This window comes from Trichloromonas sp. (assembly GCF_034006665.1).
GTDB lineage: Bacteria > Desulfobacterota > Desulfuromonadia > Desulfuromonadales > Trichloromonadaceae > Trichloromonas.
Genome location: NZ_JAVESI010000046.1, coordinates 1 through 13,315, shown reverse-complemented (window position 1 = coordinate 13,315; position 13,315 = coordinate 1). Strand labels below are relative to the sequence as shown.

13 protein-coding genes are annotated in these 13,315 nt (G+C 23.1%); 8 read left to right on the top strand and 5 right to left on the bottom strand.

Features of this window, described 5'->3' with window-relative positions; all coding sequences use genetic code 11:
- Positions 1-55 precede the first annotated feature (55 nt).
- Both RBR25_RS14655 and RBR25_RS14650 read right to left on the bottom strand, forming a co-directional pair.
- Positions 56-1,045 carry a hypothetical protein gene (locus RBR25_RS14655; RefSeq protein ID WP_432820297.1) on the bottom strand — a complete coding sequence of 330 codons (990 nt, stop codon included), beginning with the start codon at positions 1,043-1,045 and terminating at the stop codon, positions 56-58.
- Positions 1,046-1,238: 193 nt separating this feature from the next.
- Positions 1,239-1,607, bottom strand: coding sequence for a hypothetical protein (locus RBR25_RS14650; RefSeq protein ID WP_432820296.1), 369 nt, complete (start codon positions 1,605-1,607; stop codon positions 1,239-1,241).
- A gap of 139 nt (positions 1,608-1,746) precedes the next feature.
- On the opposite strand from RBR25_RS14650, the gene RBR25_RS14645 reads away from it, so the two are divergent.
- The 8 genes from RBR25_RS14645 to RBR25_RS14610 all read left to right on the top strand — a co-directional run bounded on the left by RBR25_RS14645 (position 1,747) and on the right by RBR25_RS14610 (position 10,911).
- Entirely contained in the window at positions 1,747-4,272 is a 2,526-nt protein-coding gene (locus RBR25_RS14645; RefSeq protein ID WP_432820295.1) for a LamG-like jellyroll fold domain-containing protein, read from the top strand.
- A 16-nt stretch (positions 4,273-4,288) separates the two neighbouring features.
- Positions 4,289-5,155, top strand: coding sequence for a hypothetical protein (locus tag RBR25_RS14640; RefSeq protein WP_432820294.1), 867 nt, complete (start codon positions 4,289-4,291; stop codon positions 5,153-5,155).
- Between the two features lie 131 nt (positions 5,156-5,286).
- Positions 5,287-5,823, top strand: a complete 537-nt coding sequence (locus RBR25_RS14635) for a hypothetical protein (RefSeq protein ID WP_432820293.1) — start codon at positions 5,287-5,289, stop codon at positions 5,821-5,823.
- Positions 5,824-5,934: 111 nt separating this feature from the next.
- Positions 5,935-6,267, top strand: coding sequence for a hypothetical protein (locus RBR25_RS14630; RefSeq protein ID WP_432820292.1), 333 nt, complete (start codon positions 5,935-5,937; stop codon positions 6,265-6,267).
- A gap of 13 nt (positions 6,268-6,280) precedes the next feature.
- Entirely contained in the window at positions 6,281-7,111 is an 831-nt protein-coding gene (locus RBR25_RS14625) for a DUF7487 domain-containing protein (protein WP_432820291.1), read from the top strand.
- Positions 7,104-8,792, top strand: a complete 1,689-nt coding sequence (locus RBR25_RS14620; RefSeq protein ID WP_432820290.1) for a hypothetical protein — start codon at positions 7,104-7,106, stop codon at positions 8,790-8,792. Before RBR25_RS14625 ends, RBR25_RS14620 begins: the two co-directional genes overlap by 8 nt.
- Positions 8,793-10,529 (top strand): hypothetical protein, encoded by a 1,737-nt coding sequence (locus tag RBR25_RS14615; protein WP_432820289.1) that lies wholly within the window; start codon positions 8,793-8,795, stop codon positions 10,527-10,529.
- The gene (locus RBR25_RS14610) at positions 10,519-10,911 is read left to right on the top strand and encodes a hypothetical protein (protein WP_432820288.1); all 393 of its coding nucleotides are present in this window, start codon (positions 10,519-10,521) and stop codon (positions 10,909-10,911) included. Before RBR25_RS14615 ends, RBR25_RS14610 begins: the two co-directional genes overlap by 11 nt.
- Here RBR25_RS14610 and RBR25_RS14605 read toward each other — a convergent pair.
- Genes RBR25_RS14605 through RBR25_RS14595 form a run of 3 tightly spaced genes read right to left on the bottom strand, consistent with a single transcriptional unit; the run spans position 10,903 to position 12,731 of the window.
- Complete coding sequence (locus RBR25_RS14605; RefSeq protein WP_432820287.1) at positions 10,903-11,286, bottom strand: hypothetical protein; 384 nt, start codon at positions 11,284-11,286, stop codon at positions 10,903-10,905. The genes RBR25_RS14610 and RBR25_RS14605 overlap by 9 nt on opposite strands.
- A 51-nt stretch (positions 11,287-11,337) precedes the next feature.
- Positions 11,338-11,937 carry a hypothetical protein gene (locus tag RBR25_RS14600; protein WP_432820286.1) on the bottom strand — a complete coding sequence of 200 codons (600 nt, stop codon included), beginning with the start codon at positions 11,935-11,937 and terminating at the stop codon, positions 11,338-11,340.
- Positions 11,938-11,939: 2 nt separating this feature from the next.
- Positions 11,940-12,731 carry a hypothetical protein gene (locus RBR25_RS14595; protein WP_432820285.1) on the bottom strand — a complete coding sequence of 264 codons (792 nt, stop codon included), beginning with the start codon at positions 12,729-12,731 and terminating at the stop codon, positions 11,940-11,942.
- Positions 12,732-13,315: the final 584 nt, after the last annotated feature.

Genomic DNA, 13,315 nt, shown 5'->3' with positions numbered 1-13,315 from the left:
TAAAAATAAAAAAGGGAGAATTTTATATTCTCCCTTTTAAAAATTACATTATTTATTATTCGTCATCCATGTCACCAAAGAAATCATCAATATCATCAGAATCATTATTATCAAATGAACTATCTTCTAAATCATCATCTGTTGATTTTGTTGATTTTGATGCTTTACCAATTTTATCTTTTGCTGATGTTAAATCTTTACCAGATAAAATTTGAATAATTCTATCAACTTTTTCTTTTTCTTCATCAGACCAAGGTTTTGGTTCATTATCTTCTAATTTAACACATTCTGGCCTATTAACTAAGAATTCAAATACTTTCTTTTGAACTTTTGGATTAGCAATGACATTCTTGTTTTTTTCATCATTCCATTCAACTGGTACTGGAATAAATTTTCTTTTTTCTTCATCCCAAATTTTTAAAGGAGATACATCTCTAAAAATTGAACTGTCATAGTTATTAAACCCACCAATTTCTTTAACAATTAATCTAAAATCTTTTCCGTTAGCTGGATCAAAAACGTTACATTTTTTTCCATCTGAATTTTCACCAGTTCTTTCTAAGTTAATTTTTTCTTTAATCTTATACCCATATGGGAATACTAAGATCTTACCTTCTAATTCTGGTTGCTGTTCATCCTCAATAACTAAAATATAAGAGTAATATTTAGATGTTCTACCTATTAATTCTGCTCTCTCTACCTCTGCTTGATTTTTAGAATTTTTTAATTTCCAATATAAAGTAGTTAAAGGACATTTTTCACCAAAATTAATTAATGAATCATAATAACCTTGCAAATCTGGATAATCTGGTAAATTTGCATAATGAACATGTTTTTCGATTGCTGATGGACCTAATGTCATATCATCCAATACATTTGGTAGGAATCTAATTGTGGCAATATAACCTTTTGATTTATCTTTTGCCATTTTTGTGTCTGGTCTATAAATACCATCCCTGTTTGTTCCTTTCTTTTCTAAGAAACTCATGGTAGCATCATCTGCTTCCATGTCAAATAAATTAACAACATTTTTGTCTTCTGACATAACCTTAATGATTATTTTTTTTTCATTTAAGGGTATAATCAGGTATGAATGCTTAAATTTTGTAATGCCTTTTAATAACTTTTAATGCCTTTAATGCCTTTCAATGCCTTTTAATACCTTTAAATGTTGTATTTGTTATATTTTTCATATAACATATTATATATATTAAATTTTTAAAATAGTTTAATATTTTTTAATCATTTATATCTTTTTTAATAAGATATTTTTTTAATTCGTGTAATAGAATTAATTTTTGTTTATCATTATCATTATTTGTACTATTAAATATCTTATTTTTTACCATATTCATAAATGTTTCATATATTAACATATTAATATCTATTAATAATATTTCTTCATTTGTTAATGAATTTAATATTTTATCAGTCGTATCTAAAAATTCTATACAAAACGTATTATAATCATATTGATAATCAAAATTTATTTCTTTCATATAATTATTTACTAAATTTCTAGAGTAATCAATTTTTTCAAACTCATTAACAAAAGAATCCTTTAATGTTTCTATGAAAGATTTAATAATTTTTTCTTTATTGTCCATACTATAATAAAATTATATTTACTATTATATATTAATAAAATTTGGGTTTATTTTATTGATATGTTATTATAAATATTATATTTTATAAAAATAATCTTTTATATTTTATATATACATTAAAATATAAAAGTTTAACTTCATGTCTAATTACAAAAAAAATGCAGTAAAATTATTACCTATAATACAACAATCAGATAATCAAGTAGTTTTATATACTGAATTTGATGGTATGTTTGATGTAGGTGATAAAGTTTATATAATGATATATAGTGGTATAACAGGAGAATATGAACAATTTGATAGTTTTTATAATTCTGGTTGTACATGTGATGATAATGGTTTTTTTATTTTAGAAAAAAAGGGAAATAGAATAAAAATTAATAAAAAGTATAAAGATATAAATGTAAATTTATTGAACAATTTTAATATTTTTAAAAATGCATTTATTGGAAAAATATACATGAAAAATGTAGAAATTAAAAATGGTACAATAAATGGTTCTATACTACATGATGTTAAATTACAACCAGAAACAGTTAATGATATAAACTGGATACAAGCAGTAGTATCAACCGTAAAAGATAATAAAATAGATAATATTAAATTCAAAAATAAATATAATAAAGAAGATTTAATACTTAAATCAGAAATTGTTTTAAATAAAATAGAATCATACTATACTAAAAATAATAATAATACTGGATTATCAATTATAAATTTAAGTAATAATATTGTTGATATAAGTGGATCAGATGTTTATGACGGCACTTTTAAAAATTGTTATTTTGATACTGTTATCGATATACCAGGATTTCCAACTGATAATATGTTAGCATATATACCATTAAATGGTAGTTTAGTAACATATAGTGGATCAACAAATTATCAATTAAGTGCTAGTTCTAATCAATATGAATATACAGAAGGTGTATCAAAAGAATGTATTCATAAAATAGTTAATAGTAGTAATAGTTTACTATATCAACAAAATCAACCATATAGAAATTTTCAACCTGATTTTAGTTCAAATGTATCTTTTTCTATTAGTTTGTGGTTTAAAACAGATGGTGTATTAAGTTCAAATGTTAGTTCAAAGGGATTATTTATCTACAGATGGTTTGTAAATAATCAATTACCATATTCTATTTTAGGTATAGATATAAATAATGTACATACCAATACTCCATATGTTAGATTTGGTATAAATTCAAAAAAACCAGTTCCTAATAATAATGTATTTGATGATCCGTCAAACACTATAATAGAACATAATAAATGGTATAATGTTGTTATGACATATAATCATATTGATGCAAAATATAAAGGTTATATAAATGGTGTTATGGTTTGTGATAGACTAACACCTGCATTTAATATATTATCACCAGGTGATAGTTTATCTAGTGCTTATATATATTTCGGTACTCGTCATTCATTGACTAATATTAATACAAATTCTAATAGTTTTAAAGGAAGTATAGATGAAATAAGAATTTATAATAAAGAGTTATCCGAATCAGATATACAGTTGTTATATAATTATCCAGGTGGTCCAATGGCAAACGAAAGATATATATACTCTGGTGATATTATAAATTCAACTATCGGTAAGGGTTATATAATAAATGATGGTAATATAATAAATACAACATTAGAAAGTGAAACAGTTTGGGAATATGGTAAGTGGGAAAATGATTGGGATGGTACAGGTACAAATCCATTTGGACCAAGTCAATGGAAAGATGGTATATGGATAAATGGTGAGTTGAAAAATAAAGAATGGTTAGATGGCATATTTATAAATGGAAATATAAATAGTGTATCATGGAAAAATGGTGTGTTTAATAATGGTACAATAAGTACATCAAATTGGTATAATGGTACATTTAATAATGGCGAGTTTAATAATAACTCTACTTGGCACAATGGAACATTTAATAATGGTGTATTTGATAATTCTATATGGAATAATGGAACATTTAATGGTGGTAATATTAGAAATGGTTCTACATGGTATAACGGTACATTTAACAATGGTTTAATTGAAGAATCAACTTGGTGGAATGGAACATTTAATAATGGTACAATAGATAAAGCAACAATTTGGAAAGATGGTAGATTTAATAATGGTACATTTACTGGTTATTCAACATGGAATAGTGGAACTTTTCACGGTGGAATATTCGATAAATCAACATGGAAGGATGGAAAATTCTATAATGGTACAATATTTAATATTGATACAACATGGGAGAATGGTGAATTTTTCTATGGTGTAGTTAATGATATGAATTGGATAGATGGGATATGGCACGATGGAATAGTTAATAATATAAATTGGTCAGGTGGTACTTGGTATAATGGTATATTTAATTATGGGTTTTTTAATAGTGGTGATTGGTATAATGGTTCATTTAATGGTGGATATTTTGGTGGCGAAACAGAACAAAATGATACAGCAATATGGCATGATGGGATATTTTACTTTGGTGAATTTAATGGTAAATGGATGGAAGGTACATTTTATAAAGGTAAATATGATGGAGCTGTTGTAGGATTCGAACCAAAAAATGTTATTAATTCTTTTTATGTACAATATAATAAAAGTGGATTAGTTCAAAAATCAATGGATACGTCAAGATATCCTAAACATAGAAGATTCTAAAAAATAATAAATAAACATGAATAAATTTGTTAAATTTTTTAAAAAATTATGGTCATTTTTAAATAGTAGAATATTTTCATATATTATTATTGCAATTGTTGCAATAGTACTTATAAGAACTTGTTCCATTAATAATGACATGAAGGTAGAAAAAAAGATAGATGAACAGAATATATCAGCATTAAATGATTCAATGAAAACTTATATTACAAAGTATAATAAATTACAATCTATAATACCTGTTTATGTTGCCAATGAAAAAAAATTAAAAGAATTAAATCGTTCATTGTATAATGAAGTGAAGAAACAAGAAGGTAATGTTATATCATTAAATAGAACAGTTATAAGATTAAAGAATGATAGTACTGAATTATCAAATAGAATAACATCTATATTAGAAACACCAATAAAGGTTAATGATAGTACTTATACAATGAGGTGGTTTTTTACTGATAAAAAATATAATGATAAATTTGATGGAATAACAACAGTTGGTTTGACAATATCTGATAGAAGTTTATTATTTAATAATAGAGAGATTGATAGCAAATTAATATTTAACTCAATAAAATTAGAACATTTAGATAGCCGATTAACCAATCAAGAATTTAATGTTGATTTAACTTTTGGTGAAAAGGTAGTAGATGATAAATTATATATTTTTGCAGAAACAAATAGAAAAGATATAAAATTTACAAATATGGAAGGGTATTTTGTAGATCCAAATAATAATAAGTATATAAATAGTTTAATGAAGAAGAGTAAATGGTTTCCTGGAACTTTTTCGATAGGAGTAGGAGCAGGTGCTGGATATGATATTTTTCATGCTAGACCAGCTTTAATAATTGGAATAACAGGACAATATACAATATATCAATGGTAAAAAAACGAGTTTTTTAATTTAATATATAAAAATAAATATTTTAACAAAAAGTGATATTATTATTTTAATATATAATAAAAAATAAATTATAAATTATGAAGAATTTACATGAATACAATGAGTTTAAAAATATGAAATCAAAGATCAGTGAATCTATACAAGATGAACCTCTAATAGATAATGAATTGATTGAAGAAGAGAAAATGAATGAAGGTGCTCAACTTTTTGATGATGATACTTGGAAAGTTAGAACAAGAATAGAAATTCCACAATCTCTTATTAATTCATATGTTAAGAAAGTTAAAGATGAAACAGGTGAAAATGTAAGAGCGAAATGGTCTGATCAAGAATTAGCAGAAGAAATTGCTAATTTTATAACAACTTCTTTTATGACAATTGAAAATTTACCAACATCAATGACAACCAGTGTTAAAACAGAACCAACAATTCAAGCACAAGAAGATATGCCGGTTCAAGCACAAGTAGAAACTGAAATTGATACAGAAGAACCAGTTCAAACTCAACCAGAATCACAGGTTCAAGGTCAACCACAATCACAGGTTCAAGGTCAACCACAAGGTCAACCACAAGGTCAACCACAAGGTCAACCGGCACAAACAACAGCACAAACAGTTCCACAAAAAGAAACACCAACTGCTGAAATTTAATAATATTATTAAAATAGTATAAATTAAAAAAGACGATAAATTAATTTTTATCGTCTTTTTTAATTTTCAATATTTAAAATTATATATATACTATAAATATAAAAATATAGTATGGATAGATTAAGAGTTGTTCATTTTTCAGATGATTTTTCAATAGAAGAAATCACTAATTATTTAAAAGATAAAAGTGATATATTATACTATACTCGTACATTAAAAGAAGGTAAAGAATTTCATTTAGTGAAGTATAATGATAGTGCATTTTTTGAGATGCATAAATTACAATCTGAATTATTTAAATTTTATAATAACAATATTTCACTAAAACCACATTTAAAAGGATTAAAAATTAAAGGAAACTCAAATTTTTCAATAACTGAAAATATGAATCCAATAATAGTTAATAAAATTAAAAATGATTTAAATAATATTTTAAAAAAATAATAATATTTTAATAATGATTATAACAGATAAAGTAAATGTAAAAATTATTAATCATAATTTAGAATATTATAGATATTTAGGATATGATGTTAAACATGGTGATATTATTAATGTTAATGCTGAATTTTTATCAAAAGGATCACATATTAGAATCGATGTTAAATGTGAAAAATGTGGAATTATAAATAGTATAAAATATCAAGATTATGTTAAAATAACAAAAGATAAAACAATAAAATATTATTGTCAATTATGTGTTAAAACAGAAAGAACAGAAAAAACAAATATAAAAAAATATGGTGTTAAAAATGTATCACAGTCTAATATAATTAAAAATAAGAAAATTAAAACTAATTTAAAGAATTGGGGAACAGAAAATGTTTTTCAAAATGAAAATATTAAAGATAAAATTAAAAAAACATGTAAAAATAAATATGGTAGTGAACATCCTAATAAATCAAATATTATAAAAAATAAATCATTATTAACTAGAATTAAAAAAGGTAAACAAATAAATCCAGAATATTATAAACCTTATGTTTTATATAGAAAAAACGTTTTATCAATTACAAGAATATATAAAAAATATTTATTTGATAAATGGGATGGTAATGATTTTTATGATAATGAATATATTAAAAAAAATTTAAATTTACACCCAAATGATAAAAATTATCCAACAATAGATCATAAAATATCTGTATATAATGGTTTTATAAATAATATAGATTATAAAATAATTGGTAATATAGATAATTTATGTATAACTAAAAGAAGAATAAATTCATCAAAACAAAATGAAAATTGTGAAAATTATAAAAATAAATTAAAATACAATGATTAAAAAATTCAACCAATTTATAAAAGAAGAAGCATCACCTAGAATTCCAAATAGCCCTGATTATTGGGTTAATAAAAAAGGAAAAGAAGGTAAAAATGTTATGATATATACTCATGATGATTTAGATGGTATTTTTTCAGCCATCGCAATAAAAAAATATTTATTAAGTAAAGGTTTTAAAATAATTGGTTATGGTATTGTTAATTATCAAGAAGGTTGGAATGTTATTGATATAAAAACTGATGTTATTAATGTGGCTGTAGATTTTGCAGAATACCATCCTGATATTGATGTTTATATTGACCATCATGGTGATTTCTTAGAAGGAGAAGACATTAAAAAACAAGGAGCTATAAAAACAAAAACAGGATCAGCATATGAAGGTATAATGGATGTATTAGGATTACCTGTTGATTCAACCGTATTAGATGTTATAGATATGGTAGATTCTGCTAAATATGATGAATATGGGGTTAAATGGATGGATTTAATGGAATTTGAACCAGCTGATATTGTTAAAAAACCAAATGCTAAATTATTATTTGCCGGTGCTTTTAACCAATTAATAAAAAGAGGTGATTTTCAAACAATTATAGAAGTTATTCATAATGCTACTGAACCATCTATATATCAAATTTTTAATTTATTTAAAATATTTTCGCCTTTAAATAATCAAGATAAATTTGGTAGACCAATGGATTTTGTATCTAGTGCAAAATGGAGAATGAGTCAAGTTAAATCTAGGACAGGTGGAAGTGCAGAGTTTAAAGATGTTATTAAAAGTCAATCTGAATTTATAAATAAATATACAGTTCCATTAAAAGATGAGAATGGTAATATTATTAATGTTGTAAAATTAGATGGTTATGTTATTATTGGTGAGATAGCTTTTGTTGGTTCTGGTACATGGGCAAATGCTATAAGAGCTAGAGCTATTATACAGAGGGATATACAAAGTGGTAGATTACCAGAAGAAGCTAAAAATATAAAATGGATATTATTACAATATGGTGATACATTGCAGATTGCTAGTGTAGGTAAGGTTGAAGAATATGATAAGGATGACTTACCAAAAACAAAAGAAGGAAAACCAGTTGATAACTTGAAAAAATATTGTGAAGATTTGCTTAAAAAGATGGATAGTAATTTAAATTTTAAGAATCAATATACATTAGCAGGTGGTCATGTTGGTATTGGTACAATAAGTAATATAGGTTCTAAAAAATATATTAATAATTTTTCAAAATTTGGGTTCGAAGGATTAAAATATTTAGATATATTTAAGAATTATATTATATCAAATTTATCTAAAGTACCTTGGAAATTAGATTTATGTTGGGAAAATCCATTGAGTCCTGAAAAACCAGATACAGAAGCAGTACCATTAGATGCAAGAGTTATGTATATAAATCAAATTAGAACAACTGATATTAAAAAAAATAAAAACGTAGTTCAACCAGATGATTATGAACCAAAAGATTCAATGGCAGAAATGAAAAAAAAGGCAGCTGATTTAAGAGCATTAGAAGCAGAATTAGAAGAACAGAAGAAAAGAGATGGTATAGAAAGAGCTAAGGCCAAACATAATGAGTACAGATTTAAAAAATCCGAAGAACAAGAATTAAAAGATGATATAGAAAAAGAAGAAATTAAAGAATCATATAAAAATATAAGAAGAAAATAAATGTTTTTCACTGATAATAAAAGTATTTTTAATTTTGTACATAAAAAAAGTATAAATATTCCGAAGTATTTAATATCGGATATTGTATATTTTAATAAATTACCATATGATACTCATTTACATAATGATGAAGATATAGATATCATCAATGAATATAATATGTATAAATTTAAAATAATTGAAAAATTTTTTATTAATGATAAATGGGGATCAATATTATTACCAGTAGATAATATTAAAATTGTATTTGAATCACCTGATGATAGTATATATGCTTATGATAAAAATTTAATACCATATACTCCTTCATATGAACCAAAAAACAGAAAAAGATTATTAGAATCAAAATACACAAGTAAAATATGGTATTATTATCGGTTTAAAACTGAATATGATATGATTAAAGATTATGGTGAAGATTGGAGAGAAAAATCAATTAATTTTCCTATATCATGGGATGATGATATTGCTGAATATAGTGATATGGATAAAATGTTAGGTACAGTTTTTCCTTTTACTGAAGCAGAATTAAATTTACCATATGACGAGAATAAAAGAGCATATTCAAGAAGATATGTATATGATGGTAAAAGTTGGACAATTGGGTGGTGGATGTTAAAAAGGAATACAAATTATGTACCTGATTACCAACCAAAAAATATTAAAAGAACTTTAGAAACTAAAAATCATAAAATATCAGAATCATATTCTACATATCCTTATAATTCAATAGTTGTTATATTTAACAATTTTGAAGAATTATTAGAATTTAAAAATTACATGCCAAAAGTAGAAAGATTTGAATCAATTCCAACTAGATTAATATCTAATGCTAAATTTGAGTTTGATAAAGGTAATAAACCACTTTATTTTTTATTTAGAATTGATAATAATATTTTAAATTTTGAAGGGTGGAGTGGTCTATATTATTTAGATATTCATACAAGAGATTGTGGTTATAAGTATGAAAAATTATTCACATTAAATGATGTTAAAAATGGATTATTTAAACAGATAGAAGAATATGGATATTTTATGTTAAAACCATCATATGAACCAAAAAACAGAAAAAGATTATTAGAATCAAAAAATAATACTTTACATGTATTTGATTTTGACGATACTATGTTTCATAGTAATAATTTTGAGGATAGTATTAAATATTTAATAGAAAAATTAACACCAGAAAATATATTAAAAAAATCAATAAATGATATAAATATTAATTTAAAGGATTTAAAATATGATAATGGTAGAGTATATGTTGATGATATTGATCAATTAATAAATATTCCTAAAAATTCTGAATGGATTAGAAAAAAAGATAGAATATATTTAACACAACCAGAATCATATTATTTAACAGAAGAAGGAAAACCAGATAAACCTAATAATACCATTATTGAATTATATAATTCCGTTGATAATAGAGCTATATTGACAGCAAGAAAAGAAAAATTTAAAAATATTATTTTAGATACATTACATAGATTTAATATAGAAGAACCAAATATTGGGATATTTATGTATCCTGATAAAACTAATATTCAACCTTCTATGTGGAAAGCTCATAAATTATTAGAAATATATAAAAATGGAAATTATAACGAAATACATTATTACGATGATAATATTAAACTATTAAAGAAAATTAAAAAGCATTTAAGTAATTTAAATATTAATATATACCTTTATAAAGTTATGAAAAATAAATATAGGATGATAAATGAGGATTAATAGATTCAGTGATATTTATAAATCATTCGATAAGATTAATGAAGGAGCATGGGGGCACATGCCATTGGATAATGATGCGGCTTCAGATTGGAAATGGGTATTTGGTAAAATGATATACAATGAAATATTAGATAAACTTAAAAAATCCATTGAAAATGATGATTTAACACATATGTATTATTGTATAGGAATGTGGGAGTATTTTAGAGATAAACATAAAGATGATTCATATGGTATCTTTATTGATGAACAAATACAAGAATTAGATTATTTATCCATTAAGACAGCAGAACAGTTAATAGAAAGATATGAAGAAATGGGTTGGAAAAATCCAGAAGAAGTTAAAACATATTTAGAAAAATTATTATCTAAATTAATATAAGAACCAAAAATCTTTATCCATTTTTAATTTATATGTAAGAAATGATGATTTATCCATATCATTAAATATATCACATCTAGAAAATTCTCTTAGATCTTCCGATAATCTTTTTAGCATATTATACCTGATATTATCATTTTTAAAATCTATTATATCAACATATTGTCTAGTTCTTTCTATTTTATATGGTAATAATAATCTACCTACTTTATATTTAAAATGACTAAATTTTTCTATTACATATCCTTTTCTACTTTGAAATAATATAGCATATTGAGCTGAATGTATTTCAGGGCATACATATAATACTTCAAATCTAACTTTACTATTACTTATTAGTTGAACTTTTAATGTTAATTTTAAAAATTTGCTCATCTATTTGTATTTAAAATACAAAGATAATAATTAAAAATTAAAAATACAAAATTATTTTCTTGATTCTAATAACATTCTTCTTATTAGTTCTTCAACGGATACATTTTTTAAATCTATATCATCAACAATGTATGCATCTTCTAATACGGACATTATAGTTTTTATTGGTATGCTTCTTTTTCTTTTTACTGGTTTTTTATAAATTGGTTTATCTATATCAATATCATTATCAATATCATTATCAATATCATCGTTTATATCACTAGATAGATTTTTATCTACTTTATGGTATTCTTTATTTTCATTGTCCTTTAAATCCTTTTTAATCATTTTAAATATATTAGATATATCATTATTAAACGGGATATTAATACCACTTTCTATGCCTTCTCCTTTTACTGGTTTTACATTGTACATTATTTTATCATTATTGACTTCTATGGTAATTACTAAATCTTTATCGTTGCCACTATGTATAATTATACCCCTTCCTCTACTATAGTCAGATTTAAATCCATTAGGTAATTTTATATCTTTTCTTATTTTTTCTTGAAGTTCATCTAGATATTTAATATACTCTGGTCTAGGTATTTTTTTATCTTCACCTAACCATTCTAATAAATTAAAATCATTAAAATTATATAATCTCATATTTATTTAATTTTTTTCCATATATAATAATCACCATATTTAGATTCAAATGTATATTTAGATATAGTAGTTATATAATTTATAATATCTTCTTTACTTATTAACTTTGATACTGAATCTTTTAATGATGATTTATCCATAAATGTATGAGGTTTTATTTCTATCCCCATATATTCAACATTCTTAGGTATTTTAGAATATAATCCACTTACAATATATCTAACTGTATTAGATATCATTTTTAATATCTGATTATCTGATAATATTAGTACATCAAAATTAACCCTATTATTTCTTAATACATCTAATTTAAAATCAGTAACAGTGTATGTATTATATTTAGCATTTTTACTAGATATATATTCTGGTCTAGTCTTAAAAAAATCCGATATTATATCCATATCATTATCAGAATATTCAATATCACTAAACATATAATCAATGGATATTTCATTAAAATTAAAAGATTCATTTATAAAATTATCAAATTTTATAATTTTTTTTTCTGAAATATTTTTATTCATATTATTTGTTTCTATTTCTGATATTCTATCCAGTATAACGTCATTAAATATTTTTCTTACATAACTTATATAATCTTCATCATCCTTTAAATATCTTCTACCAGCATAATGTATATCTTTTAATAAAATATTAAATATTCTAATTGGCTTAAAATATTTTTTTATATCGTAAATAGATACTCCTTCTCTTAAATATCTATCTATTAAATCATTTAGTGCGTTTATAATATCTTCATTTGCTTTTGATTCTAATTCTTTTGTTAGTGACATATAAAAATAATAATTTTTTTATATTGGTATATATAAATAAAATAAAGTGAAATTTTATATTTTTAAAATATAAAAATATAAACATATGGGGTATTTAATAATATATACAATAAAAACATATTTTTATGATTTTAGATAAGTTTGTATATGTGAATATCACTGTAAAAAACATAACATTTTTTAAAGAAAAGGGTTTAATAAAATATTTAATTTTTTTAAACAAAAAAACAAATTTAATAACATAATAGCATGTGCTATTAGAGATTTTAATGATGATATATTTACTGGGATGGGATTTCATATAATAAAATACACCGAACCCAATACTAACTATATTAAAAATAATTGTAAAATTAATTATATTAAAAATAAAAAATTAAAAAATATACTAGAAATAAATGATTCAGGATATATTGTATATAAATATGTAAACAAAAATTATAATTAATAATATATTTAAAAAAACATATTCATTCATGGATGACAGAGAGAAGAGACAAAGAATAAACGAATTAAAAAAATTAATAGAACAAAAAAAAGGCGAAAAGGATTATTATAAAGCAATGCAATTAGCGTTAAAGCTC